Origin of the sequence: Nakamurella deserti (genome assembly GCF_003260015.1) — a bacterium.
GTDB classification, from domain to species: Bacteria; Actinomycetota; Actinomycetes; order Mycobacteriales; family Nakamurellaceae; genus Nakamurella; species Nakamurella deserti.
The window spans coordinates 2450694-2475818 of sequence record NZ_QCXS01000002.1; the positions used below are offsets into that span (position 1 = coordinate 2450694).

The following is a 25125-nucleotide window of genomic DNA, read 5'->3' on the forward strand; positions in this document are numbered from 1 at the left end:
CGTGAGGTCCGCCGTTGTTTGATGGACCGGAAAAGCTGGAATCACCCGTTCGGAGGTGATTTTCGTACATTACATCGTTTACCTGCGTAGTGACGACTCCCCACCCCGGGTGAGCGTGACCACACCGCACAATGGAACGGATGGTGAGCCACGTACCCCTCCGCCGCCGACTCGACGCACGACCGGGCGGCTTCCGCTTCGGTGTGAGCACCGCCGCCACGTGTGTGGAGTCCCGTGAACCCGCCGCTGACGGTGTCTCGATCTGGGACGTCTTCGCCGCCGCTCCGGGTCGGGTGACCGACGGCTCGGGTCCCCGGGAGGGTCCCGACCATTTCACCCACTGGAGCTCCGACGTAGGCCTGCTGGCCGACCTCGGTGTCGACTCCTACCGTCTGTCGTTGTCCTGGTCCGCGCTCGGGGAGGACGCCCCCGGCCGCCCCGCCATGTCGTTCTACCAGCGGCTCGTCGACGCGCTGGTCGCCGCCGGCATCCGGCCGGTGGTGACGTTGACGCACTACGACATGCCGTTGACCGCGATGGAGGCGGGTGGGTGGCTCGTCTCCGACACGGCGGAGATCTTCGCCGATCACGCCACCGATGCGGTGGCGGCGCTCGGCGACCGGGTCGATGCGTGGGTGACGATGAACGCGCCGTTCATCCACACGGCACTGGGCTACGGGGTCGGTATCGAGGCTCCGGGGCTCACGCTGCTCGGTGGTGCCCTGATCGGCGCGCAGCACCAACTGGTGGGTCACGGGCGTGCCGTGCAGGCGCTGCGGGCCGGGGGCGCCCGCCTGGTCGGCATCGCCAACGCCCACACCGACGTGCGCCCCGCCGGACCGGAGGAGACCGACATCACGGCAGCGGCCCTCTACGACGCGCTGCACAACCACGTGTTCACCGACCCGCTGCTCGGACTCGGCTGGCCCGAGCGGTTGGCGGGCCTCGGCGGAGCCGAGGAGTTCGACCCGACCGACGCCGACCGCGCCGCCATCGCCGCCCCGCTGGACTTCTACGGCGTGAACTACTACCACCCGCAGTGGATCGCGGCCGAGCCGGAGAACCGCACAATCCCCTTCGCCATCACCGAGCCGCCACCGGACGTGCCCGTCGACGCGTTCGGCTGGCCCGCCGACCCGGCCGCCCTGACCGGCACGCTGCTGACGCTGACCCGCGATCACCCGGAACTGCCGCCGTTGTGGGTCACCGAGAACGGCACCCAGGACACCGGGGGCGACGACGACGGGCACCGGGCCCGCTACCTGGTGTCGCACCTGTCCGCGGTGGCCGACGCGGTGGACGCAGGCGCCGACGTGGGTGGCTACTTCCACTGGTCGCTGCTGGACGGTTGGGAGTTCGCCGAGGGGCTCGGGCGACGGTTCGGGCTGGTCTCGGTGGACCCGGTGACACGGGCGCGGACGCCCAAGCGCAGCTTCGGTGTGTACCGGGACCTGCTCGCCGGCCACCGCACCGCCTGACCCGGGCGGCCGTACTCCGGACACACCTCCGGCCGGGCGCGACGTGCACGCCCGGCCGGAGGAACGACCCCGTTCGGGGGGTCGGCCGCGGTCAGCCCTGGTGGCGGCCCGGCAGCTCCCGACGACGACCGGCGATGACGAGCCCGGCTCCGAGGGCGATGAGGAGGGTGGCGAGCAGCGTCGCCGTGGTGGTGTCCTCGTCCGAGATGCCGGTGCTGGCCAGCTGGCCCTTGCCCGGCTTCGTCGTCGGTTTCGCGGTGCTCTTCGTCGTGGTCGCGGCCACCGGTGCCGTCGTGCTAGTGCTGGTCGCGGTGGTGCTCGTCGCGGTGGTCGGCGTCGTCGTGGTGGAGGGCGGGGTCGTCTGCTCACCCAGCACCAGGATCGGCACGGTGACGACGGTGTTCGACGGGGCGGCGGTCATCTCCAGGTAGTAGGCGCCGGCGGCGGGGACGGTGAACGGCACGGTCGCCGCTCCGCCCTGCACGGGCACCGATCCGAGATCGGTCGCGACCGGCTCACCGCCGCCTTCCGGCAGCGCGAGCAGCCGCGTCGCCAGCGAGGTGTTGGCCGGCGCACCGAGGCTGGTCAGATCCAGCGAGCCCACGGTCAGCGTGGTGGTACCACCCGGCCCGGGCAGGTCGGCCAGCCCGGTGACGGCGACCGCGTGCTTGTCGAACTCCGGGGCCAGCCCGGGGTTGGCCTGCAGGTAGGCGATCCACGCGTCCCGGTCGATGAGACCGGAGTCGCGGGTGTCGGTGCCGTCGGCGAACGCGGTGAAGTTGTCGCCGCCCTGCAGCAGGAAGGAGAACGAGCCCACGCGGTACACGGCGTCGGCGGTGACCGGCTCGCCGTTCACCACCACCGTCCGGATGTGCCGGCCCTGGTCGTCGAGGTCGCCGACCGTGACGCCGTCACCGTCGGGATCCGGGTCGAAGGTGTAGCTCATGTTGTCCGACAGGCCCAGCTGCAGGTACGGCCGGGACGGCACCTCGACGGCACCGGTCTCGGCGTTGACGACCGTCTGCCACTGCTGCTCGAGCACGGCGAGGAGCTGGGTGCCGGTGAGGTCGGTGGTGAACAGGTTGTTCACGAACGGCAGCACCGCGTTGGCCTCGGCGTAGGTGATGACCCCGTCGTCGCCGCGGAGCAGCTCCGCCCGCAGCCCTCCCGGGTTGACCAGCGAGATCTCGGCGGCGCCGCGCTCCTCCGACGACATCGAGTCGAGCAGGGCGTCGGCCACCAGGTTGCCCAGCGACGACTCCGCGCCACGGTTGTCCCGGGTGGCGGCCTCACCGCCGTAGCCGTCGGGACCGTACGTGCCGCCGCTGAAGGCGGTGGTGATGTCGGCGGTGACCGAACCGACCGGCTGGCTGCCGACCTCCTCGGCATAGGCCAGGGCGGCGTCGACGATGCCGGTGATCTCGCCGATCGAGGCGGGCGTGCCGAGCTCGGGGTCGAAGGTGACGTCCTCCTGGGCGGCCACGTTGCCGACGGTGTAGGAGAGCACGGCGTTGGTGTCCGCGTCGACGGTCAGCTGGATCTGGCCGACGTTGTCGCCGTAGTTGCCGGTCTGGATGATCGGGCGGGTCGCGCCGTCGCCGCCCGGAACCGAACCGTCCCACGCGTAGGTCTGGTGGGTGTGCCCGTTGAGGATGGCCGCCACCTTGGCCGAGGTGCCGTTGACGATGGACGAGAAGACCGCGCTGGCCGCGACCTGGCTCTCCAGGGTGGCGCCTGCGTTCTCCCCCGCCGGGGCGCCCTCGTGGACCGAGGCGACGAGCACGTCGGCCTCGCCGTTGGCGGGGTCGCCGTCGGTGAGCTGATCGGCCACCCGGTTGATCGCGGCCACCGGATCACCGAAGTCCAGGGTCGCGATGCCGGCCGGGGACACCAGCGTCGGCGTCTCCTGGGTGACGACGCCGATGACGGCGACCTCGAGCCCGTTGACGGTGGTCACGCTGTACTCCGGCAGTGCCGGGGTGGTGGTGCCCTTCTCGTACACGTTGGCGCCCAAGTACTCCCAGGACGCGTTGGTCCCGTCGGCGATGACCCGGTCGGTCAGGTCGGCGAAGCCCTGGTCGAACTCGTGGTTGCCCACCGAGGAGGTGGCCATCCCGAGGGCGTTCATCACGTCGATCGTGGGCTGGTCCTGCGCGACCGCGGACGCGAAGTCCGACGCCCCGATCAGGTCCCCGGCGCCGACGAGCAGGGTGTTGTCCACGCCGTCGTTGGCGATGAGCGCGTCCTGCCGGAGCTTCTCGACCGTCTCGGCGAAGTCCACGGTGGCGTCGTTGATGCGCCCGTGGAAATCGTTGATGCTGAGCAGGTTGATCACGGTGGGGGTCAGCGCGTGCGCCGGGAGGGTCACGCCGACCGTGAGCGAGCCGGCCGCCAGCGCGCTGACCGCCGCTCCGCCTGCCAGTCGTCGCCACCGGTGAGAGTCAGTCAACGCCACAGTTACCCCTAGGTCGGAACCGGATCGCGGTACGGAACGTCGGACCGGGACACGCTCGTCAGGAGTAGTCACCGCCCGTAGAGGTCTGAACCTAGATGACCCGCTGTACCAGGTAAAGACCGCATGGGGGACGCCCGGACACCGCCGGGTGAACGTCAGTGTCCGGCGTGCGCGTGCAGCAACCGGAAGAGCTCCTCGTGCAGGCCCGGGGCGGCGGCGAGCTTGCCGCTCGGCACCCCCAGCGGGGTGCATTCGGAGAAGACCCCGCCCGCCTCGGTCACGATGAGTCCGCCGGCGGCGACGTCCCAGGGGTTGGTGCCCTCCTCGTAGTAGGCGTCCATCGATCCGGCGGCCACGTAACACAGGTCCAGGGCCGCACTGCCGATCCGGCGGATGTCGCGCACCTCGGGCAGCATCGCCGCGATCAGCGCGCCCTGCCGCCGGCGCCGTTCCGGGTCGTAGCCGAAGCCGGTGCCCAGCAGCGCGCGGGCGGCGGGCACCGCCGCGTTCACCTGCAGGGCGACCCCGTTGCGGTGCGCCCCACGGCCGCGGGCGGCCGTGTAGATGACGTCACGCACCGGCTCGTAGACGACACCGACGAGGCCCGCACCCGCGTCGTCGACCGCGGCGACGCTGACCGAGAAGGTGTCCAGCTCGTACAGGTAGTTCACGGTGCCGTCCAGCGGGTCCACGACCCAGGTGATGCCGGTACCCGAGGGCCGGCTCGCACCCTCCTCGCCGAGCAGGCCGTCGTCGGGCCGGGACTCGTCGATCAGCCGCACCAGGAGCGTCTCGGCGGCGCGGTCGGCGTCGGAGACGGGATCGGTGGCACTGGACTTGGAGTCCAGGCCCTCCACGTGCCCGTAGCGGGCCATGAGTTCGGCGCCGGCGGCCCGGGCGGCCCGGACGGCGAGCTCGAGCAGGGCGGGGATGAGGTCCTCGGAGGTGTCGGTCACCCGCTGATCTTCGGTCATCGGCGGGTGGCGATCACACCGCGACCCGTCACACCGGGATCGGCGTCGCCATCGACGCGACCACCTGCGCGGTCGGCAGCGAGCCCAGCAGCGCACCGTCGAGCACCATCTTGGAGCGTCGGAGGCCACTCCCGACGACCACCGGTCCCGCCGCGGCGACCGCCCCGTCCACCAGCACCGGCCAGTCCGCGGGCAGCCCCAGCGGAGTGATGCCGCCGTACTCCATACCGGTCAGCTCGACGGCCACGTCCATCGGCGCCAAGGAGATCTTGCGGACGTCGAGCAGCCGCCGGATCACACCGTTGACGTCGGCCCGGGTGGTGGCGAGCACCACCGCCGCCGCGTACCGCACGGTTCCCTCACGCTTGCCAATGAGTACGACACAGTTGGCCGAGGCGGCGGCGGGCACCCCGTGGGCGGCGCAGAAGGCGGCGGTGTCGGCGAGGTCCGGATCGATCTCGGCCACCCCGACGTCGGCTCCCAACAGCCGGAGGGCGGCCGGTACCGACGGCGCCAGCAGGTCGGGACGGTCGAGGGCGGGGACGGTGTGCAGGGATCCGAGGGTCGGGGTCATGTGCACAGGCTCTCACCGCCGGGAGGCCGGATCGCCCGGTGGCGGGGCCGCGTCGGGGACAATGGGACGATGACCGCCGCTTCCTCCCTGCTCGACGACGCCCCGGCGGCGGCCGCGGCCCGGACCGCCCCCGCCCCGGCGCCGGCCACCACCCCGGTGGCCGCGGCGCTGGCGATCGGCCCGTTCCAGGTGTGGCCCCCGGTCGTCCTCGCACCGATGGCCGGCATCACCAACTCGTCGTTCCGCCGGCTCTGCCGGGAGAACGGCGCCGCGGTCGACCCGACCGCCACCACCCATGCCGGTCTGTACGTCTGCGAGATGATCACGACCAGGGCGATGGTCGAGCGCGACCGCAAGACCATGGAGATGATCCGCTTCGCCCCCGACGAGCAGCCGCGGTCGCTGCAGCTCTACGGCGTCGACCCCGAGATCGTCGGCCGCGCCGTGCGGATGGTGGTGGACGAGGACCTCGCCGACCACATCGATCTCAACTTCGGCTGCCCCGTCCCCAAGGTCACCCGCCGGGGCGGCGGATCGGCCCTGCCGTTCAAACGCCGGCTGTTCGAGGCGATCGTCACCACGGCGGTCCGCACCGCCGCACCGGCCGGCATCCCGGTCACGGTAAAGATGCGCGTCGGCATCGATCCCGACCACATCACCTACCTCGACGCCGGCCGCATCGCCCAGGACGCGGGGGTCGCCGCGGTCGCGCTGCACGGCCGTACCGCGGTGCAGCACTACTCCGGGACGGCCGACTGGTCGACGATCGCCCGCCTCAAGGAGGTCGTCACCGAGGTGCCCGTGCTCGGCAACGGCGACATCTTCGCCGCGGACGACGCGCTGGAGATGATGGCCCGGACCGGCTGCGACGGCGTGGTGGTCGGACGCGGCTGCCAGGGCCGGCCGTGGCTGTTCGCCGAGCTCGCCGCCGCGTTCGCCGGCCGCCCGTCGCCGACCCCGCCCGACCTGGGCTCGGTGGCGCGGATCGTCCGCCGGCACGCCGAGCTGCTCGTCGAGGAGCTCGGACCCGACCGCGGACCGCGCGACCTGCGCAAGCACATGGCCTGGTACTTCAAGGGATTCTCGGTCGGCTCGCAGCTGCGGGCCGCGCTGGCCACCGTCAGCACCCTCGACGAACTCGACGAGCTGCTGGCCGTGCTCGACCACCACCAGCCGTTCCCGGCCGCGGCCGAGGGCCCGCGCGGCCGGCAGGGCACCCCGCAGAAGAAGGTGCACCTCCCCGACGGATGGCTCGACGACCCGGACGAGCTCGTCGTGCCGGCGGACGGTGAGCTCGACAGCAGCGGTGGCTGAGCCGACCCGACGCCGGCGGTGGTCCACCGTCGCGACCGTCGTCGTGCTGACCGGCGCCGCCTGCACCGCCGGCCCGGAGCCGACCGCCCCGACCGCGGCTTCCGCTGCGGCCCCGGACCGCACCGATGCCGTGCGCCGGGCCGTGCAGGCCACGGTCGACGCCGTCAACGCCGCCGCCGCCGGAGACGTGGCCGCTCAGCAGGCGGTACTCGCCCGCGTCGTCGACCCCGCCCGGGCCGCCGAGCAGACCGCCTGCGCCCCGGCCACCATCACCATCCGGATCGACCCGGCGCTGGACGCTCTCACACCGCTACCGGGTCCCGAGGACGCCGGCGGGAACGGGTCGGCCACCGCCGGGCCGGACCGGTCGGCGGCGACCACCGCGCACCTGCGGCTCCCCGCGCTGCTCGAGGTCTACACCGGCCCGATCCGCACGGGCACCGATCTGACCGGACTGGAGTTCACCCTCGTCGACGGGGTCGCCCACACCGCGCCGCTCTGCCTGCGCTGACCCACACCGCGGCGCCCCGTCCGCGCTGACCCACACCGCGCCGCCCCGTCCGCGCTGACCCACACCGCGCCGCCCCGTCCGCGCTGACCCACACCGCGCCGTCCGCGCCGACCCGGGCCACGCGGACGCGGCCGGCACCGGCCCTCGCCGGACCCGGATGCGCGCCGGCAGCGGCGTCCGTGCAGGTTGTGCGCGCCCCTTGTGTTTCTTCCGACAAGCCGCCGCGCCACGATGCGGTGAATAATGGCGGAGATCACGTCAGCCGTCGGCGAGGCGCACACAGTCCCGACACGACCGGTCACCCTGGGCCCCACCCCCGCACCGAGACGTCCTCACCGCGGTCCGGCGCGGCCTTCCGCCCGCGCGCTGGCGTCAGCGCCGGTGAACAGCGAGGAGCAGCGCGTGACGGGTCGGCATGCCGGCAACCACGGTGCCGACGGCGACCGCCGGGCGGCCCACCTCGCGGGTGCCGCCACCACCGCCCCGCGCCACCGTCACCCCTGGTTCAACTACACCTGGCACATCGTCATCGCCGTGTTCTCGGTGTTCGTGCTCGCCGTCACCGGCATCTACTGGAACATCGTCCGGGTCGGCAACGCCGGCCTGGACAGCGGCTCGGTCGACGCCGGCATCGGCGGCGGCAACTCCCTGGTCACGCGGCAGCCGACCGCCGGCGGCGGGACCGGCACGACCTCCACCGCGGCGACGGTCTACGCACCCGAGAACTTCCTGCTGGTCGGCTCCGACACCCGTGCCGGCGACAACAACATCGACGGCGGGGAGGCCGAGCTCGAGGGCGTGGCCAACACCGACTCGATGATGCTGCTGCACATCAGCGGCGACCGGCAGCACATCTACGCGGTGTCGCTCCCCCGCGACATGTGGGCGCCGAACGTGCCCTGCGAGCGGTACGACCAGAACACCGACACCTACAGCGGCGTCGCCGACGGCGCCGACCTGTCCCGGCAGCACATGAACTCGTTCTACGGCGTCGGCGGGCCCAAGTGCCTGGTCGACGCGGTGGAGAACCTGACGCAGCTGCCCGTCGACCACTACATCCAGATCGACTTCGCCGGCTTCCAGTCGATGGTCGACGCCCTCGGCGGGGTGGCGATCAACGCCTGCGGGCCGATCGTCGACGAGACCCTCCAGACGATCCTGCCCACGGGCGGGCAGCAGGTCATCAACGGCGCCCAGGCGCTGAACCTGGCCCGGGCCCGCAAGGTCGTCGGCGACCCGAGCTCGGACCTCTCCCGCATCCACCGCCAGCAGCTCATCCTGTCGGCGATCCTGCGGGAGGTGAAGTCGGCCGGCACGCTGCTCGACCCGGGCAAGCTCACCGCCTTCGTCAACGCGTTCACCCAGAACACCACCACCGGCAACGTCACCTTCCAGTCGCTGATGGACCTGGCCGAGTCGATCGGCAACCTGGACCCGGCGCTGGTCAACTTCTTCACCATGCCGACGACCCCCGACCCGAACGACACCGGACGCGGCTCGATGTTCATCGACGAGGCGGCCGCCGCCCCGCTGCTGGACGCCCTGCGCAACGACACCCCGGTGCCCGGTACCGAGACCACGCCGGTCGAGACCCCCGCGCCGACCACCGCCGCCGAGATCACCACCCTGACGCTGGCGCCCGACGCGGTGGATCTGCAGATCGTCAACGCCGCCGGTGTCGCCGGCATCGCCACGCGCGCCTCCGAGGCGCTCGACGCCCTGGGCTTCGCCACCACCGAGGACGACCTCGACTCCGACGAGACCACCCAGACCGGCGTCACCGTCCGCTACTCGGCCGGCAACGAGGCGGCCGCCCTGACCGTCGCCGCCGCCGTCCCCGGCGCGGTCCTGGAGACCGCGGAGGGTCTCGGCAGCCGGGTGGCACTGCGCCTGGGCTCGGACTGGGACGAGTCGGTCGCCGCGGTGGCGGTCGGCGACCCGATCGCGGCGGATCTGCTCGCCCAGGTCCCCGCGGGATCGGCGGGCAACGTCGTCGCCCCGACGACCAGCGAGCCGACCGGCACCACGACCACCACCACCGTCGTCAACGCAGCCGACGCCTCGTGCCTGTGAGGACCCCGGCGCGGCGCTACGACCAGCGGTGACAGGGTAGGAGACAGCACAGGACGGGCTTCATCTGCGCCACGCCTGGCCTTCACACTCCGTTCACCTCACGAGCGGTTGATTACCCGGACCGCGTCCTAAGGTGGGAGCATGCGCCAGGCTTATCAGATCCGTCTCGCCGACCTGGGCGAGCACGGTGCCCGAATGTGTCAGGTCACCAGCGACGCCATGCGCGACGCCACCCGGGCCCTGCTCGACGCCGACCTCTCGCTCGCCGAGCAGGTCATCGCGCGCGACGTCGTCATCGACGAGATGCGCGCCTCGGCCGAGGAGGTCGCCCTGGAGCTGCTCGCCCTGCAGGCACCGGTCGCCTCCGACCTGCGGGTCGTGGTCTCCGCCCTGTGGATCGTCGCCGATCTGCAGCGGATGGGCGCGCTGGCCATCCATGTCGCCAAGGCGGCCCGCCGCCGCCACCCCAACGCCGTCATCCCGTCCGAGATGCGCCCGGTGTTCGAGCGGATGGGCCGCGTCGGCGTCCATCTCGCCGACCAGGCCGGCAAGGTGCTGCTCGGCCGCGACCTGCAGGTGGCCCGGACGCTGGAGACCGACGACGACCTGATGGACGACCTGCACCGCGAGATGTTCGCCCAGCTCAACAATCCCGGCTGGAGCCACGGCGCCGGCACCGCGGTCGACATCGCCCTGCTCGGCCGCTTCTACGAGCGTTTCGCCGACCACGCGGTGTCGATCTCGCGGCGCGTCATCTTCCTGGTCACCGGCGAGAACGTCGGCGGCGACACCACTCCCGCGTCGCTGGAGTTCGTCGACAGCTGATCGGCGACGACACCGGCCGGGAGCTACGCGCACCCGCCCGCCGTTGTCCGTACCGTCGACATGGCCCCACCGGCGGGCGGTCGAGGAGGACAGGTGTCAGCAACGCGCGCGACCGGCCGCACCCGATGAGGTGGCTGCACCCGCTCCCCGCCCCGGGCAACGCCGACGACCGGGTCGATCTCGACGCCGCCTACTGGATCGACGAGCCGGGTCGGCAGGTGGTGACCGGGATGATGGTCAGCACCGCCGACGGCGCCGCCCAGCTGGACGGCCGCTCGGGCGGGCTCGGGAACGCCGCCGACAGTGCGCTCTTCGCCCTGCTGCGTGCCCAGGCCGACGTCCTGCTGGTCGGTGCGGCGACCGCCCGCGCCGAGGGCTACGCCGGTGACCACCCGTCGCCGGAGTTGCGGGAACTGCGGGCCCGGCGCGGCCTCTCCAGGGCCCCGCGGATGGCTGTGGTGACCAACCGGCTGGAACTCACCCCGGCCGATCCGCTCTTCACCGACACGGAGGTCCGGCCGCTGGTCGTCACCAGCGAGGCATCGCCGCGGGCCGCCCGTGACGCGCTGGCCGACGTCGCCGACGTGGTCGTGGCCGGCACCGGGCGGGTGGACGTCGGGCGGGCCCTGGACGCGCTGGCCGACCGGGGTCTGCGCCGGGTGAGTTGTGAGGGCGGCCCCAGCCTGCTGGCCCAGGTGATCGCCACGGACCGGCTCGACGAGCTGCGGTTGACGCTGGCGCCGCTGCTCACCGCGGGCGACGCGCACCGGATCACCGCCGGCCCGGTGATCGCGCCCCGCGGGATGGAGCTGGTGCACCTGCTGGCCGACGGCGACCACCTGTTCCTGCGGTACCGCGTCACCGGGGTGCGCCGGTGACCGCTCCCGGCCCACTACGGCTGGGCACCCGCACCTTCGCCCCCACCGACCTCGTGGTGATGGCCATCGTCAACCGCACGCCGGACTCGTTCTACGACCAGGGGGCGACGTTCGCCCAGGACCGTGCGGTCGAGGCCGCGGTGACGGCACTGGACGCCGGCGCGGCGATCGTCGACATCGGCGGCGTGAAGGCCGGTGTCGGGGAGTTCGTCTCGGCAGCGCAGGAGATCGACCGGGTGGTGCCCGTCGTCGCGGAGGTGCGGCGGCTGCGCCCGGACGCCGTGATCAGCGTCGACACCTGGCGCGCGGAGGTCGGCCGGGCGGTCGTGGCGGCCGGCGCCGACCTGCTCAACGACGCGTGGGAGGGACACGACCCCGCGCTGGCGGCGGTGGCCGGTGCCACCGGCGCCGGACTGGTCTGCATGCACGCCGGCCATCTGCCGCCCCGGACGGATCCGCACAACCCGGTCTACGACGACGTCGTCACCGACGTGGTGCGCACCGTCGACCGGTTGGCCGCCGCGGCCCTGGCGGCGGGGGTCCGCCCGGACGGCATCCTCGTCGACCCGGGACACGACTTCGGCAAGACGACCGTCCAGTCCCTCGAGGTCACCCGCCGGCTGCCGGAACTGGTCGCCACCGGCCGACCGGTGCTCGTGGCGTTGTCGAACAAGGACTTCATCGGCGAGACCCTGGACCTGCCGACCGGTGACCGCCTCACCGGGACGATGGCGGCGGCCGCGGTCAGCGCGTGGCTCGGCGCCCGGGTGTTCCGGGTGCACAACGTGGTGCCGATCCGCCAGGTGCTCGACATGGTCTCCGCCATCCGCGGTGACCGGCCACCGGCGGTGGCCCGGCGCGGCATCTATCCGGAGGGCTGACCGCATTCTTCGCTTCGAGGACAGGACGCGGCGGGAGGGCTGCGCCGATCGGGGTGGACCACCCGATCAGCCACGTTCGTGCATACCTTGCGTCATCATGCCGCACGAACGGCCCGGTCCCGGAACAATGAACACCATGACGTCCACCGCGAACGACGACGTGATCGTCACCGTGGTCGACGACATCATCCTGCTGAAATGGACCGAGGGCATCACCATCACCGAGGACGCCGCCCGCACCGCCGCCGCCTTCGTCAACCGGATCAGCGCCGACCGGCGGCGACCGATGATCGTGGACATGACCCGGACGGCGGCCGTCACCCGGCAGGCGCGCACGGTGTTCCTGGAACCCGGCGCCGCCTCGCGCATCGCACTGCTCGGCACCTCACCGGTCGACCGTGTGATCGCCAACTTCGTCCTCGGGGTCAGCAACCTGCCCTGCCCCACCCGGTTCTTCACCTCCGAGACGGCTGCCCGGTCCTGGCTCCGCGGCGTCGTGTCGGCATGACGGACCCGGCCGAGGATCCGCGCCTGGCGCAGCTGGTGGACGTGATCGTCCAGCTGGCGTCGGGTGATCTCACCGTGCGTGTCCCGCCGTCGCCGGCCCGGGACACCATCGACGCCGTCATCACCGGCATCAACCTGCTCGCCGAGGAGCTGGACGCGGTCTACCAGCACCTGGAGGCCCGCGTCGCCGAACGGACGCGCGAGCTGGCCACCGCAGAGGAGTCCCTCCGCCGGCTCGCGCTGACCGACGCCCTGACCGGGCTGGCCAACCGCACCCTGCTCGCCGACCGGATCAGCCAGGCGGTGGCCCGCGCCGACCGGGGCGGTCTGCCGCCCGCCGTCATCCTCATCGACCTCGACGAGTTCAAGGTCATCAACGACAGCCTCGGACACAGTGCGGGCGACACCGTGCTGATCGTCATCGCCGACCGGCTGCGCGGCGTGGTCCGTGCCTCGGACACGATCGGCCGGCTCGGCGGCGACGAGTTCGCCATCGTGCTGCCCGACACCACCGAGGAGGAGGCGTTGCAGGTCGCCCGGCGGGCGCTGTCGGCCCTGCAGCTGCCGGTGCCGATCGGGGGCCGGCAGGTCGCGATCTCGGCCAGTCTGGGGCTGCGGCTGGGCATGGCCGGCCAGGACGGCGAGATGCTGCTGCGGGACGCCGACATCGCCATGTACCGGGCCAAGGCCCAGGGGCGCAGCAACGTGCAGGTCTTCGAGCCGTCGATGCAGGTGGCCGCGCAACGGCGGATGGAGCTGCTCGCCGAACTCGGCGAGGCCATCCAGCGCGACGAGCTGTGCCTGGTCTACCAGCCCGTCGTCGGGCTCGCCGACGGGCGGGTGCGCGGCGCCGAGGCGTTGCTGCGCTGGCGCCACGCCCGCGAGGGGACCATCCTGCCCGGCGCCTTCCTGGCGCTGGCCGAGGAGAGCGGCATCATCGCCGACCTGGGCCGGTGGATCCTCGGCAGCGCGATCGACACGCTGCGCAGCTGGACGCCCGACCTGGCGGCCGACGCGCCCTTCGTCGCCGCGGTGAACGTCTCGGCGGTGGAGCTCCGGCGGCCCGGGCTGGCGGGATTCGTCCGCGACACGTTGGCCGCCGCCGGCGTCCCGGCCGGTCGCCTCGCCCTGGAGGTGCCCGAGTCGGCCCTGATGGGCGACGACCCGGCCGTCCTGCGGACCCTCACGGAGCTGCGCGGGATCGGCGTCGGCGTGCACATCGACGACTTCGGGGCGGGTGCGTCACCGCTCGCGGCGCTGCGGGACCTCCCGGTCGACACGGTCAAGCTCGACCGGGCGGTCGTCGCGCGGATCGGTGACGCCGGCACCCGCTGCCGGTTCGCCCGCGCGGTGCTGGACATGGTCGCCGCGGTGGGCCTGGCGGTCGTCGTGCAGGGGGTGGAGACGGCCGGGCAACTGGCCGAGATCCGGGACTGGGGCGCGGACCGCGCTCAGGGATACTTCTTCGGCCGGCCGGTTCCGCCGGACACCTTCCGCACCCTCCTGCGCGCGGGATCCGCCGATGGCGCCGTGGCGACGGACTCCCCCGACGGGCCGGGCTGACCAGAACGGACCGCACCGATGGACGTCCCCCGCCGGCTGGGCCGCCGTTCGACCGCCTGGCGCGGATCGCTGCGACGCGGCCTGCTGGTGCCGCGCGTCGCGGTGCTCGGGTCCCGGGCCCCGCGCGATCCGCTGCTGGCCTGGCAACGCTACTGGGCCGGGATCAGCACGACCGGGTCGGGCGGCGAGGTGCTCTGGGACGTCGACGAGGACGACGAGTTCGACCGGTACCGGGAGCTGCTGCTGCGCCACACCGACGTCTCGTTGCCGGTGGTGGACCTGGGGTGCGGCAACGGACGCTTCACCCGCCGGCTGGCGACCGTCTACCCCCGCGCGATCGGCGTCGACGTCGCCGCGGCCGCAGTCGACCGGGCCCGGGCGGAGACCGCCGCGGATCCGCGGGTGGAGTTCCGCACCGTCGACGTGACGGCGGCCGGAGCGGTCGCCGCACTGGCGGCGGAACTCGGCCCGGTCAACCTCTTCGTCCGCGGGGTGCTGCACGTGCTCGACCGACCGGCGCAGCGCCGGCTGGCCGCCGGCGCCCGGCAGCTGGTGGGAGGTGACGGCCGGCTGCTGCTGGCCGAGACCGCCTTCCGCGGCAGTGGCCTGCAGTACCTCGAATCGCTGGGAGCCGGCCCACGCGCCATTCCGATGCCGCTGGCTCGCGCGATCGGCGGCCTTCCGCGGCCCGGGGCCTTCGGCGCCGCCGAACGGGCGGCCGCCTTTCCCTCGTCGGACTGGACGGTGCTCGTCGAGGGCGACACGCACATCCGGGCGGTGCCGATGCGCACGACGTCGGTACCCGAGGAGATCCCGGGGTACCTGGCGGTGCTGGCCGCACGGACGCCCCCGTCCGGTGCCCCCGCTACGCACTCCCCGGCCTGACCGTCGTCGTGAGACCGGCCGGCGCCCGACGGCCGGGTGGTGCCCGTCGCCGGCGACACCGGCTCCGCGCCGGTCACCCTGGACATGGCCCCACCGACCGTCGACGCGCGCGGTGCAACCCGCCGCCCGGCCCGGTCCGTCCGGTCTGCAGGCCCGTCCGGGCCGCGGACGGACGGGGTGGGCGGATGGGATGGCGAGCTGTCGTCGCGGCAGTCGGGGCGGCCGCGTGCTGCATGGCGTGTCAGCCGGCGGCGGCGGTGCCCGAGCCGACCCGCACCACCACCGCCACGGTCGCGACGATCACGCCCGCCGCTCCGACGGCGACCGCAGCGCCGACGACGCCCGCCGCCCCGTCCGCCGTCACCGCACCGACGGTCGACCGGGCCGACGCCTGCGGACCGGTCGAGTTGCCGTCCCGGCCGTTGACCGATGCCGATGTCGTGGTCGACCTGGTGGCCTGCGGGGCGGCCGGCGCCCCCGTCCCCTGGCGGGAGGGCGAACGGGCGGAAGCGGAGGCGGCGCTGCGCATCCCCGGACTCCCGGCGGAGAGCTTCGCCGGCATCACCTGTGCGGGACCGATGGTGCCGGACCTGACCTTCGTCGCGCTGCTCGGCACCGGGCAGGTCATCCTGGTCGAGACGCCGGCCGTCTCCGGTCCGTGCCCGGTCCTCGCGCCCGCCGTCGCCGAACTCGTCGACCGGCTCGCCGAGCGGGACCGCGGCTGAGCCGTCAGTACCGCAGCTGCCCCGTCCGTTTGGCCGCTTCGATCTGGGCGGCCGTCGCGGGCGTGAGGATGCGTCCTGGCACAAGGTGGCTCTGGTCGATGAAGTGGGTGCCCGTCAGGTGCAGCCGGTAGGTGCAGGAACCCAGCCAACCGGCGTCGCAGAGCACCCAGGCCTGCAGGTAGCCGACGACCACGGCCAGCGGAGCGATGGCGGACACGGTCGCCGGCGGCACGAAGTGCGGCGTCCGCCCGTACAGGGCCGGCAGGTCGATGGCGACGTGGCGCGGCGGCGACACCGACCGGATCAGCCGAGCCCGGTAGGCGGCGTCCTGAGGGGTACGGCTCTCCGACATCGCGTTCGATCATACGTTCGACACAGGGCCCCGGGTTCCGTCCCCGGACAGACCACGGCGCCGGTGGCGGTCCTGCTGCCACCGGCGCCGCCGGTACCGCGTGAGGCTCCCGGACCGGGGCCCGAAAGGGACGACTCAGCCGAAGCGGCCGGAGATGTAGTCCTCGGTGGCCTTCTGGCTGGGGTTGGAGAAGATCTTCGCGGTCTCGTCGTACTCGATGAGCTTGCCGGGCTGGCCGACGCCGGCCAGGTTGAAGAACGCGGTGCGGTCGCTGACCCGGGCGGCCTGCTGCATGTTGTGGGTGACGATGACGATCGTGTAGCTCTGCTTGAGCTCGCTGATCAGGTCCTCGATGGCCAGCGTGGAGATCGGGTCCAGCGCCGAGCAGGGCTCGTCCATCAGCAGTACCTCGGGCTCGACCGCGATGGCGCGGGCGATGCACAGCCGCTGCTGCTGGCCGCCGGACAGGCCGGCGCCCGGCCGGTTCAGCCGGGTCTTGACCTCTTCCCACAGGTTCGCGCCGCGCAACGAGCGCTCGACGATGTCGTCGTACTCCTTCTTCGACTTCTTCGACCCGGCCAGCTTGTAGCCGGCGATGACGTTGTCGTAGATGGACATCGACGGGAAGGGGTTGGCCTTCTGGAAGACCATCCCGACGGTGCGGCGGACGTTGACCGGGTCGACGCCGGGGCCGTAGAGGTCCTCCCCGTCGAGCAGCACCTTGCCGGTGACCTTGCCGGACGGGATCACCTCGTGCATCCGGTTCAGGGTCCGCAGGAAGGTGGACTTGCCGCAGCCGGACGGCCCGATGAAGGCGGTGACGGTGAGCGGGGCGATGTTGATCGAGGCGCCTTCCACCGCGAGGAAGTCCCCGTAGTAGACGTTGAGGTCCTCGACGTCGATGCGCTTGGCCATGTCAGTGGTTCTCTCTCAGGATGGTGGGGCCGCTGGCCGGGAAGCAGTGTCAGCGTGACTTGGGCTGGGTGAGCTTGGCGATGAGCCGGGCGACGATGTTGAGGATCAGGATGATCAGCACCAGCACCAGCGCCGCACCCCAGGCGCGCTCGATGGTGAACTGGGTGACCGAGCCGCCGCGCTTGCCCAGCTGGTCCCAGATCATCATCGGCAGCGTCGCCTGGTCGTCACCGAACAGGTCGGCGTTGATCCGCGGGGCGTAGCCGACGAGCAGGATCAGCGGCGCGGTCTCGCCGGCGACGCGGGCGATGGCCAGCAGCGCCGAGGTGATGAGGCCCGACAGCGCCGTGGGCAGCACGACCTTGAGGATGGTGCGCCACTTCGGCACACCGAGCGCGTAGGAGGACTCCCGCAGCTCGCGGGGCACCAGCTTGAGCATCTCCTCCGACGACCGCACCGCGACCGGCAGCATCAGGATCGCCAGCGCGATCGATCCGGCGGCCCCGAAGGGGCGCAGCCCGAAGCCCAGCAGCAGGAAGGTGAAGACGAACAGGCCGGCGACGATCGACGGCACACCCGTCATCACGTCGACGAAGAAGGTGACGGCCTTGGCGAACCGGCCCTTGCCGTACTCGACGAGGTAGATGGCGGTCAGGATGCCGACCGGCAGCGCGATGAGCGAGGCCAGGCCGACCTGCAGCAGGGTGCCGAGGATGGCGGCGTAGACGCCACCGCCTCCTACCCGGGTGCTGACGCCGTTCATGGAGTGGGTGAGGAAGTTCCAGTCCAGCGCCCCGGCGCCCTTGACGACGATGAAACCGAGGATGAGCGTCAGCGGCACCAGCGCGGCCACGAAGGACGCGTAGATGAGGGTCGAGGCGAACCGGTCCTTGGCCCGGCGCTTGCCCTCGACCGAGAACGACCAGGCGGTGAGCACGATGATGAAGAGCGCGGCCGCGGTGAAGAACGCGGTGCCCCAGCCCTCCCAGCCGATGCCGAACTTCGCGGCCAGGGCCAGACCCACCGCGATCGCCGCGCTGGCCGGGACCGCCCAGCTCGGGATGCGGTTGCCGACCAGGGCGGACGGCGCCTTCTTCAGCGGCGACCGGTTGTCGGAGTAGCTCAGCGTCGCCATCAGACGAAGTCCTTCCTGCGGGCGATCACGAGACGCGCGGCGGAGTTGACCACCAGGGTGATCACGAAGAGGAACAAGCCGGACAGGATCAGCGCCGGGATGCCCAGCTCCGAACCGGCGGCCTCGCCGAACTTGTTGGCGATGTTGGCCGAGATGGTGTCGCCGCCGGGCTCGGTGAGGTGCCAGTTGATCTTGAAACCGGAGTTGAGGACGAGCGCCACGGCGATGGTCTCGCCCAGCGCCCGGCCCAGGCCCAGCATCGCGGCGGAGATCATGCCGGGGCGGCCGAACGGCAGTACCGCGGTCTGGATCGACTCCCACTTGGTGGCGCCGAGAGCGAGTGCGGCGTCGATGGTCTCGCGCGGGGTCTGCAGGAACACCTCGCGGCTGACGGCCGAGACGATCGGGATGATCATGATCGCCAGCACGACGCCGGCGATGAGCAGGCTCTTGCCGTACTGGTTGACGGTGAGCGGGGTGGAGGTCGCGAACAGCGGGATCCAACCGAAGTAGTCGGTCAACCACTTCTGGAAGCCGGTGGTCTCCGGCACCAGGAAGTACAGGCCCCACATGCCGAAGATCAGTGACGGGACGGCGGCCAGCAGGTCGACGACGCCGCCCAGCACGGTGGCGAGCCGACGGCGGGCGTACTGCGAGATGAACAGCGCGATGCCGATGGCCACCGGCACGCCGATGATCATCGCGATCACCGAGCTGACGATGGTGCCGAAGAGCAGCGCGGCCATGCCGAAGAGCGGCGGGTTGGCGCCGGGGCTCCAGACCTGGGTGGTGAGGAGATTGCCGGAGTTGCCGCTGAAGGCCGGGATCGCCTTCCAGATCAGGAAGAACGCGATGGCCGCCATGATGACCAGCAGCAGGCCGCCGGAACCGGCGGCCAGACCCTTGAACACCTGGTCGCCGAGACGGACGGACCGACCCGTGATCGGGACGGGCTCCCGGGGGTGGGTGACGTCCTTGGCGGTGTCGATGACCGCGACCGGACCGAGTGAGGTCGGCTTCCCCGGATCGGCGTCGATGTGGACGCCCGCGTCGGCCGGCGCACCGGCCGGTGGACGCGGGGACTTCTCGGGATCGACGTCGCTCACGTCTTCCATCATCAGGTCTGCCCTGTCCGAGCCGTTCGTGCTTTCCATTGTCCCTCAACCACTCGTCGTGGATCGGCTGTCAGATGCGTGACGTGCAGGTGCCCGCGTCGCGGTCCCGGGCGGGACCGACGACGCGGGCATCGGCGGGGGTACTTAGCTCAGCGCCTGGATGGAGGCGATGACCTTCTCCTGGATCTCGGCGGGAAGCGGGGCGGCGCCCAGCTCCTCGAGGCCTTCCTGGCCCTCGGTGGCGGTGTAGCCGAGGAACGCCTTGAGGATGTCGAGCTTGTCGCCGTTGTTGGCCGAGCAGACGATCTCGTAGGTGACGAGGACGATCGGGTAGGCGCCCTCCTCGTCGGTGGCGTAGTCCAGCTTCAGCGCGACGTCGTTGCCGGTGCCGACGACCTCGGCGGCCGAGACGGCCTTGCCCGCGCTCTCGCCGGTCAGCTCGACCGCGCCGGAGCCGTTGTCGATCTTGGCGATGGCCAGGCTGTTGTCGGCGGCGTAGCCCCACTCGACGTAGCCGATGGTGCCCTCCTTGCCGACGACCTCCTGGGCCACACCGTCGGAGCCGTTGGCGGCGATACCACCGGGGGCGGCCCACGCCTTGGCGGCGTCGAACGTCCAGGCGTCACCGGCGGCGGCCTTGAGGTAGCGGGTGAAGTTCTCGGTGGTGCCCGAGTCCTCCTGGCGGTGCACGGACTGGATGGTCAGGTCCGGCAGGGTGACGCCGCTGTTGAGCTCGGCGATGGTGGCGTCGTTCCAGTTGGTGACGGTGCCGTTGAAGATGTTGGCCAGGACCGAGGCGTTGAGCGTGAGGTCGGTGACGCCGGGGACGTTGTAGGCCAGGGCGATCGGCCCGGTGACCATCGGCAGGTTGACGGCGTCGGCACCGGCGCAGCGGTCGGCCTTGGCCGCCGCGGCCTGGTCCTCCTTGAGCGCGGAGTCGGAGCCGGCGAAGTCCACCTGGTTGCCGGTGAAGTCGCTGATGCCCTTGCCCGAACCGCCACCCTGGTAGGCACCGACGTTGGCGTTGCACTTGGCGTTGAACGCCAGGATCCACTCCTCCATGACCTTGCCCTGGGCGGTCGAGCCCGAGGAGCGCAGCTCGCCCTCGGCGCACTCGAACGAGGCGGTCTCGCCGCCGCCGGCGGCGGGAGAGGAGGCGGTCGAGGACTCCGAGGAGGAGGACTCCGAACCCGTGCCCGCCGAGGAGCCGGTGGCCGAGGTCGACGTGGAGCTGGACGGCGCCGAGGTCGAGGTCGACGAGGTCGACGACGGGGCGGCGACGTTGGGCTCGTCGGAGCCACACGCGGCGAGGGTCAACGCGGTGGCGGTGAACATGCCGAGCAGGGAAAGCTTGCGCGTGATCTTCACGCAGATCCTCCGTGGTTCTGGGGCCATTCATGGATGTGCCGTGCGGCGTCGGGCCCTGACGGCCCGCTGGGACAGGACGGTAGGAGACCCGGATGGACGCTCGACCCCACGAAGATGAACCGCAGATGAACACGATCCATGCGGATTCATGCACTCGACGGCGAGCCGCATGATCGCCGCAGGTCACCGAGAGGACGACACACCGTTGACACGCGGACGTCACGTCGCGAGAGCTGCATCACGGGACGCCGACGGCCCGCCACCGCAGGGGTGGCGGGCCGTCGGGACGCGCGTGTCGGTCCGGGGCGTGAGCCCCGGACGGGTCAGGACGCCGGCTCGAACCGCCAGTGCCCCTTGAAGCGGTAGTGCGTGACGCCGTCGATGTAGCGGCGGGCCAGGATCTTGGGCCCCTTGCCCGGGACGACCTCCTCCCAGGCCTGGTCGCCGGTGGCGTACAGGGTCTCGGCGCCCACGACCGCGGCGACGGCCTCGACCTGGGAGGCGGTCAGGAAGACGCTCTTCCCGTTCGTCCAGGCCTCCATGGGCCACGGCACCAGCGAGCTCCGCACCGTCACCGGCCGTACGTAGCGGGTGATGTCGTAGATGTCGTCAACGGCAGTTCCGTCGAAATTCACAGCGGTACTCCTCGCACATCGGTGGTCGTTCAACCCGGAGTTGTACTCCATGAAAGTGAACGGACCCATCGACGGCGATCGGTTCCGGCCACCCCGGTGCGGGAGGATCCGGCGGCGCGGTGCGGGGCAACCGGTGGAACTGCGGATGATCAGTGGAACTGCGGGACGATCAGCCACAGCCCGTAGAGCACGACGACGGCGGCCATCACCAGGCAGGCCGCACCCAGCGCCCGGCCGGCGCCGGCGGGACGGCCCGCCGCCACCCGGGCGTCGGCCGCGCTCAGCGAGGCGATACCGAGGGCGACGACGCCCACCACCACGACGGTGGCCGACAGCGCCACCACCGCGACCAGTCCCAGGGCACTCCAGTCGATCGTCATGCGGTGGCCTCCCGGCGCTCGGTGGTGCGGTGGCGGGACGGGCACCGGTTCATCGGACGCCCGCCGGTTCCTTGGCGGTGGTGACGACGACCTCGTCGGAGTCGTTGACATTGTCGCTCGAGACCCGGCTGCGGCGGGCGATCGAGAAGATGGCCAGCGCGGCGACGACGAGCACGCCGAGCATGACCACGGTGCCGACGGTGCCGGTGTTGGCGACCAGGGCCGCGACGCCGCCGACCAGGGCGGCGGCCGGGAGGGTCAGCAGCCAGGCGTAGAGCATCTTGCGGGCGGTCGTCCACTTCACCTCGGCCAACCGGCGTCCGACGCCGGAACCGACGATCGACCCGGAGCACACGTGGGTGGTGGACAGCCCGAAGCCCAGGTGCGAGGACGCCAGGATGGTCGCGGTCGAGGCGGTCTCGGCGGCGAAGCCCTGCGGCGCCTCGATCTCCACGAGACCCTTGCCCATGGTGCGCATGATCCGCCAGCCGCCGGAGTAGGTGCCCAGCCCGATGGCGAGGCCGGCCGCCAGCACGACCCAGAACTGCGGTCCGGTGCCGCTGTCCTGGTAGCCGGCGGTGATCAGCACGAGCGTGATGACCCCCATCGTCTTCTGCCCGTCGGACGTGCCGTGGGCCAGCGCGACCAGCGAGGCCGACACGGTCTGTCCGTGCCGGAAGCCGCTCTCGGCGCGCCTGCCCCCACGGCCGGCGACGATCTTGTACGCGAGGTAGGTGGCCAGGCCCGCCGCGAGTCCCGCGACGACGGGGGCGATGACGGCCGGCAGCAGGATCTTGGAGACAACCACCGAAAAGTGCACGCCGGACACCCCCGCGCCGACCAGCACGGCACCGATCAGGCCGCCGAACAGGGCGTGCGAGGAGCTCGACGGCAGGCCGAAGAGCCACGTCATCAGGTTCCACAGGATGGCGCCGATGAGCCCGGCGAACACCATCACCGGGGTGACGACCGCGTCGTCGACGATGCCGCCGGAGATCGTCTTGGCGACCTCGGTGGACAGGAAGGCGCCGACGACGTTGAGGACGGCGGCGATGAGCACCGCCACCCGGGGCTTGAGCGCCCCGGTCGCCACCGACGTGGCCATCGCGTTGGCACTGTCGTGGAAGCCGTTGGTGAAGTCGAACGCGAGCGCGGTGAGCACCACCATGACCACGATGAAGAGGGTTGCCGACATGGGCGGGTTCGCTTTCGGGCGGGGGATCCGGGGCCCGGACGGCCGGCGGACCGCGCTGACGCTAGGAGCGGACGCTGAACCCCGGGTGAACGGCGGCTGTGCGGCTGCTGTCCGGGTCTGCGGCATCCGGGTGGTTCCACCGCGACGCGTCGTCCCAGGTCAAGGGCGGGTCAAGGGCTGATCATCGCCGGGTAAAGGAGGTGATCCGGGCGGCCGACGCCTCCGTTCCCGGCGCGGCGACCCGCCGCCGGGGCGACGGACCGGCACCGGTGCGCGCCCCCGGCCGACTTGTCAACCCGACGTTGACGTCCACGGCAACGTACCGTTGACAGCGACCGGGCGGGACCGCCCGGTCGGACCGACGCCGGCACCCCGCCCCGGCGGCCCGGACCGCCCGCCGCGAGAGGAGTGCGCCGTGACCGGACGTCCCCCGCACAAGCGGCTGGCCCGGGCGGTGGCGGCCCTGCAGGCCATCGAGGACCCCATCGTCCGGCTGGACGCCGTGCGGGCGGCCCGCGAGGAGTTCGAGAGCCTCGAACGTGACGCGGTGGCCGCCTGTCGCGCCGCCGGGCACACCTGGACCGACATCGGCGCCCGCTACGGGCTCTCCCGGCAGGGCGCCCAGCAGCGGTTCCGCCGCCGGACCCCGCCGACCGCACCGCCGTGAGCCCGCGACGTCCGCTCCACCGTCCGAACCCCAGCACCGACCCCAGGAGAACCACCGTGGCCCCCAGCCCGCTCCACTTCGACGTCCGCGCCGACACCGCAGTGCCCGACCTCGCCGACCTTCCGCCCGAGGGTGGCCGTTGGGAGGTGGGTGCCGCGTCGTCGGAGACCCGCTACCTCGACACCGCGGCGCACGACCTGACGCGCGCGGGTGCGGCGCTGGCCCGGACCACCGGCGACAGTGGCGCCGGTTGGCGGCTGGAGTTGCCCGGCCGCCCGCCGCAGTACCTGGTCGACCGCCCGCGCGCGACGGTCACCCCCGAGCTGCCGGCGGCGCTGGCCGCCGCCACCGTGGGGGTCCGCCGGGGCCGCGAGGTGGCCGAGGTGGCGACGGTGCGGATCCACCGGACCGTGCACCGGCTGGTCGATGCCGCCGGCGATCCGCTGGTCGAGCTCGCCGACGAGACCGTGCACACCGCGGCCACCACCGCCGACGGGGTCCTGCTGGAGGATTTCCGGCGTTGGGTGCTCGCCGGCTCCGCGGCCGGGAACGACGGTGTGGCCCCGGTGGTCGACGCCGTGGCCGCCCGGCTGACCGGGACCGACGGAGCGGTCTTCGACCCGGCTCCGGGCACCGACCTGCAGCGCGCTCTGGTCGGGCATCCGGGCGCGGCCACGACGCCGCCGCCGTCGTCCGACCAGGCGAGCGCCGGCACGTCGCACAAGGCCGGCGGGACCGAGCACGCGAAGGGCAGGAAGGGCAGCAAGGCACAGAAAGGAAAGGCACAGAAGGGGAAGGGGAAGGGAAAGGCCGCGGACGGACGGACGGCCGGCGAGCTCATCCTGGCCTACCTCCGCGCCCAGGACGACGCCCTGATCGCCGGCGACCTGGTCCTGCGGGCCCGCGACGGTGGCATCCATCCGACCCGGGTGGCGACGCGGCGGCTGCGCAGCACGCTGCGCATCTTCCGGCCGTTCGTCGACGCCGACCGCGCGGCCGCCTTCGACGCCGAACTCTCGTGGTACGCCGCGACTCTCGGCGAGGTGCGGGACCGCGAGGTGCAGCGGGTACGGATGCGGGCGCTGCTCGACGAGATCCCGGACGACCTCGTGCTCGGGCCCGTCGGCAGCAGCATCGACGCGGTGCTGCGGTCGGAAGAGGTGCTGCACCGCGGACGCCTCGCCGAGGCCATGGACTCCGACCGGTACCTGGCGCTGCTGCGCGAGGCGCATCTGTGGAGCACGACTCCCCCGTTCACGGCCCGGGCCGACGACGACGCCGAGGTGCTGACCGGGCGCGTCGACAAGGCGGCCGCCAAGCTGGTGGCGCACCTGGAGGCCGGCTTGCGGGCCGGCGGCGACGACGAGGAGTTGCACAGTGCGCGCAAGGCGGGCAAGCGGGCCCGGTACGCGGCCGAGCTCGCCGCCCCTGTCCTGGGGAAGGAGGGCGCGAAGCTGGTGTCGCGGTACGAGGAGGTGCAGGACGTCCTCGGTGACTTCCAGGACGGGGTCGTGGCCTGCGCGCTGATCCGGCGGCTGGCCACCGGCACGGTCGGCAAACGCAAGGAGAACGGCTTCACCTACGGCCTGTTGTACGCCCGCGAGCGCGAGCGGGCCGTCGAGGGCCGCCGGCGCGCCGACGCGTTGTTCGCCGGCCTCCGGGATTGACCGACCGGGCCGGTCCGCGGTATCCGCGGGCCGGCCCGGCCGTCGTCGGGTCC

24 protein-coding genes are annotated in these 25125 nt (G+C 72.4%); 13 read left to right on the forward strand and 11 right to left on the reverse strand.

Annotated elements, in window-relative coordinates:
• Window positions 1–140 precede the first annotated feature (140 nt).
• Window positions 141–1478 carry a glycoside hydrolase family 1 protein gene (locus tag DB033_RS11170; protein WP_205843758.1) on the forward strand — a complete coding sequence of 446 codons (1338 nt, stop codon included), beginning with the start codon at window positions 141–143 and terminating at the stop codon, window positions 1476–1478.
• A 91-nt stretch (window positions 1479–1569) separates the two neighbouring features.
• Here DB033_RS11170 and DB033_RS11175 read toward each other — a convergent pair whose 3' ends face one another.
• The 3 genes from DB033_RS11175 to DB033_RS11185 all read right to left on the reverse strand — a co-directional run bounded on the left by DB033_RS11175 (window position 1570) and on the right by DB033_RS11185 (window position 5481).
• Window positions 1570–3927 (reverse strand): bifunctional metallophosphatase/5'-nucleotidase, encoded by a 2358-nt coding sequence (locus DB033_RS11175; RefSeq protein ID WP_205843759.1) that lies wholly within the window; start codon window positions 3925–3927, stop codon window positions 1570–1572.
• 161 nt (window positions 3928–4088) lie between these two features.
• On the reverse strand, window positions 4089–4889 hold the full coding sequence (locus DB033_RS11180) for an inositol monophosphatase family protein (RefSeq protein WP_240615839.1): 801 nt from the start codon (window positions 4887–4889) through the stop codon (window positions 4089–4091).
• 46 nt (window positions 4890–4935) lie between these two features.
• Window positions 4936–5481 carry a YbaK/EbsC family protein gene (locus tag DB033_RS11185; RefSeq protein WP_111766736.1) on the reverse strand — a complete coding sequence of 182 codons (546 nt, stop codon included), beginning with the start codon at window positions 5479–5481 and terminating at the stop codon, window positions 4936–4938.
• Window positions 5482–5550: 69 nt separating this feature from the next.
• Between DB033_RS11185 and dusB the strand changes: the two genes are divergently transcribed.
• From dusB to DB033_RS11235, 10 genes are all read left to right on the forward strand, one after another.
• A complete protein-coding gene (dusB, locus tag DB033_RS11190; RefSeq protein ID WP_111766737.1) occupies window positions 5551–6795 on the forward strand; it encodes a tRNA dihydrouridine synthase DusB in 1245 nt (414 codons plus the stop codon).
• Window positions 6788–7306: a hypothetical protein gene (locus tag DB033_RS11195; RefSeq protein ID WP_111766738.1), complete on the forward strand. Its 519-nt coding sequence runs from the start codon at window positions 6788–6790 to the stop codon at window positions 7304–7306. Before dusB ends, DB033_RS11195 begins: the two co-directional genes overlap by 8 nt.
• A gap of 402 nt (window positions 7307–7708) precedes the next feature.
• Complete coding sequence (locus DB033_RS11200; protein ID WP_170315518.1) at window positions 7709–9379, forward strand: LCP family protein; 1671 nt, start codon at window positions 7709–7711, stop codon at window positions 9377–9379.
• A 141-nt stretch (window positions 9380–9520) separates the two neighbouring features.
• The gene (gene phoU, locus DB033_RS11205; RefSeq protein ID WP_111766740.1) at window positions 9521–10204 is read left to right on the forward strand and encodes a phosphate signaling complex protein PhoU; all 684 of its coding nucleotides are present in this window, start codon (window positions 9521–9523) and stop codon (window positions 10202–10204) included.
• A gap of 125 nt (window positions 10205–10329) precedes the next feature.
• Entirely contained in the window at window positions 10330–11082 is a 753-nt protein-coding gene (locus DB033_RS11210) for a pyrimidine reductase family protein (protein ID WP_111766741.1), read from the forward strand.
• A gap of 59 nt (window positions 11083–11141) precedes the next feature.
• Window positions 11142–11963 carry a dihydropteroate synthase gene (gene folP / locus DB033_RS11215; protein ID WP_111767427.1) on the forward strand — a complete coding sequence of 274 codons (822 nt, stop codon included), beginning with the start codon at window positions 11142–11144 and terminating at the stop codon, window positions 11961–11963.
• 136 nt (window positions 11964–12099) lie between these two features.
• Window positions 12100–12471, forward strand: coding sequence for a DUF7793 family protein (locus DB033_RS11220; RefSeq protein WP_205843760.1), 372 nt, complete (start codon window positions 12100–12102; stop codon window positions 12469–12471).
• Window positions 12468–14033 carry a bifunctional diguanylate cyclase/phosphodiesterase gene (locus DB033_RS11225; RefSeq protein WP_111766743.1) on the forward strand — a complete coding sequence of 522 codons (1566 nt, stop codon included), beginning with the start codon at window positions 12468–12470 and terminating at the stop codon, window positions 14031–14033. Before DB033_RS11220 ends, DB033_RS11225 begins: the two co-directional genes overlap by 4 nt.
• A gap of 18 nt (window positions 14034–14051) precedes the next feature.
• Window positions 14052–14918: a class I SAM-dependent methyltransferase gene (locus tag DB033_RS11230; RefSeq protein WP_111766744.1), complete on the forward strand. Its 867-nt coding sequence runs from the start codon at window positions 14052–14054 to the stop codon at window positions 14916–14918.
• Window positions 14919–15103: 185 nt separating this feature from the next.
• Window positions 15104–15643, forward strand: coding sequence for a hypothetical protein (locus tag DB033_RS11235; protein ID WP_157970640.1), 540 nt, complete (start codon window positions 15104–15106; stop codon window positions 15641–15643).
• 4 nt (window positions 15644–15647) lie between these two features.
• Here DB033_RS11235 and DB033_RS11240 read toward each other — a convergent pair whose 3' ends face one another.
• The 8 genes from DB033_RS11240 to DB033_RS11275 form a co-directional block, all read right to left on the reverse strand.
• Entirely contained in the window at window positions 15648–15995 is a 348-nt protein-coding gene (locus DB033_RS11240; protein ID WP_111766746.1) for a hypothetical protein, read from the reverse strand.
• A 135-nt stretch (window positions 15996–16130) separates the two neighbouring features.
• Complete coding sequence (gene pstB / locus DB033_RS11245) at window positions 16131–16910, reverse strand: phosphate ABC transporter ATP-binding protein PstB (protein WP_111766747.1); 780 nt, start codon at window positions 16908–16910, stop codon at window positions 16131–16133.
• Window positions 16911–16959: 49 nt separating this feature from the next.
• Window positions 16960–18045 carry a phosphate ABC transporter permease PstA gene (pstA, locus tag DB033_RS11250; RefSeq protein WP_111766748.1) on the reverse strand — a complete coding sequence of 362 codons (1086 nt, stop codon included), beginning with the start codon at window positions 18043–18045 and terminating at the stop codon, window positions 16960–16962.
• Complete coding sequence (gene pstC / locus DB033_RS11255; RefSeq protein ID WP_420814061.1) at window positions 18045–19034, reverse strand: phosphate ABC transporter permease subunit PstC; 990 nt, start codon at window positions 19032–19034, stop codon at window positions 18045–18047. Before pstC ends, pstA begins: the two co-directional genes overlap by 1 nt.
• Window positions 19035–19304: 270 nt before the next feature.
• The gene (gene pstS / locus DB033_RS11260) at window positions 19305–20528 is read right to left on the reverse strand and encodes a phosphate ABC transporter substrate-binding protein PstS (protein WP_111766749.1); all 1224 of its coding nucleotides are present in this window, start codon (window positions 20526–20528) and stop codon (window positions 19305–19307) included.
• A gap of 323 nt (window positions 20529–20851) precedes the next feature.
• A complete protein-coding gene (locus DB033_RS11265) occupies window positions 20852–21163 on the reverse strand; it encodes a hypothetical protein (protein WP_111766750.1) in 312 nt (103 codons plus the stop codon).
• Between the two features lie 149 nt (window positions 21164–21312).
• The gene (locus DB033_RS11270; protein ID WP_111766751.1) at window positions 21313–21543 is read right to left on the reverse strand and encodes a hypothetical protein; all 231 of its coding nucleotides are present in this window, start codon (window positions 21541–21543) and stop codon (window positions 21313–21315) included.
• Window positions 21544–21592: 49 nt separating this feature from the next.
• Window positions 21593–22738, reverse strand: coding sequence for an inorganic phosphate transporter (locus DB033_RS11275; protein WP_111766752.1), 1146 nt, complete (start codon window positions 22736–22738; stop codon window positions 21593–21595).
• Between the two features lie 415 nt (window positions 22739–23153).
• On the opposite strand from DB033_RS11275, the gene DB033_RS11280 reads away from it, so the two are divergent.
• Both DB033_RS11280 and DB033_RS11285 read left to right on the forward strand, forming a co-directional pair.
• Window positions 23154–23405 (forward strand): hypothetical protein, encoded by a 252-nt coding sequence (locus DB033_RS11280; protein WP_205843761.1) that lies wholly within the window; start codon window positions 23154–23156, stop codon window positions 23403–23405.
• Window positions 23406–23461: 56 nt separating this feature from the next.
• Complete coding sequence (locus DB033_RS11285) at window positions 23462–25072, forward strand: CYTH and CHAD domain-containing protein (protein WP_111766753.1); 1611 nt, start codon at window positions 23462–23464, stop codon at window positions 25070–25072.
• The last annotated feature ends 53 nt before the right edge of the window (window positions 25073–25125 follow it).

Excerpts from the sequence above, each read along its gene's own strand:
- phoU (WP_111766740.1), top strand. The coding sequence starts at position 9,521 with ATGCGCCAGGCTTATCAGATCCGTCTCGCCGACCTGGGCGAGCACGGT.
- DB033_RS11275 (WP_111766752.1), bottom strand. The coding sequence starts at position 22,738 with ATGTCGGCAACCCTCTTCATCGTGGTCATGGTGGTGCTCACCGCGCTC.
- DB033_RS11220 (WP_205843760.1), top strand. The coding sequence starts at position 12,100 with ATGACGTCCACCGCGAACGACGACGTGATCGTCACCGTGGTCGACGAC.
- DB033_RS11230 (WP_111766744.1), top strand. The coding sequence starts at position 14,052 with ATGGACGTCCCCCGCCGGCTGGGCCGCCGTTCGACCGCCTGGCGCGGA.
- pstA (WP_111766748.1), bottom strand. The coding sequence starts at position 18,045 with ATGGCGACGCTGAGCTACTCCGACAACCGGTCGCCGCTGAAGAAGGCG.
- DB033_RS11240 (WP_111766746.1), bottom strand. The coding sequence starts at position 15,995 with ATGTCGGAGAGCCGTACCCCTCAGGACGCCGCCTACCGGGCTCGGCTG.
- DB033_RS11170 (WP_205843758.1), top strand. The coding sequence starts at position 141 with ATGGTGAGCCACGTACCCCTCCGCCGCCGACTCGACGCACGACCGGGC.
- pstB (WP_111766747.1), bottom strand. The coding sequence starts at position 16,910 with ATGGCCAAGCGCATCGACGTCGAGGACCTCAACGTCTACTACGGGGAC.
- DB033_RS11235 (WP_157970640.1), top strand. The coding sequence starts at position 15,104 with ATGGGATGGCGAGCTGTCGTCGCGGCAGTCGGGGCGGCCGCGTGCTGC.
- DB033_RS11210 (WP_111766741.1), top strand. The coding sequence starts at position 10,330 with ATGAGGTGGCTGCACCCGCTCCCCGCCCCGGGCAACGCCGACGACCGG.
- folP (WP_111767427.1), top strand. The coding sequence starts at position 11,142 with ATGGCCATCGTCAACCGCACGCCGGACTCGTTCTACGACCAGGGGGCG.
- DB033_RS11270 (WP_111766751.1), bottom strand. The coding sequence starts at position 21,543 with ATGACGATCGACTGGAGTGCCCTGGGACTGGTCGCGGTGGTGGCGCTG.
- dusB (WP_111766737.1), top strand. The coding sequence starts at position 5,551 with ATGACCGCCGCTTCCTCCCTGCTCGACGACGCCCCGGCGGCGGCCGCG.
- DB033_RS11185 (WP_111766736.1), bottom strand. The coding sequence starts at position 5,481 with ATGACCCCGACCCTCGGATCCCTGCACACCGTCCCCGCCCTCGACCGT.
- DB033_RS11225 (WP_111766743.1), top strand. The coding sequence starts at position 12,468 with ATGACGGACCCGGCCGAGGATCCGCGCCTGGCGCAGCTGGTGGACGTG.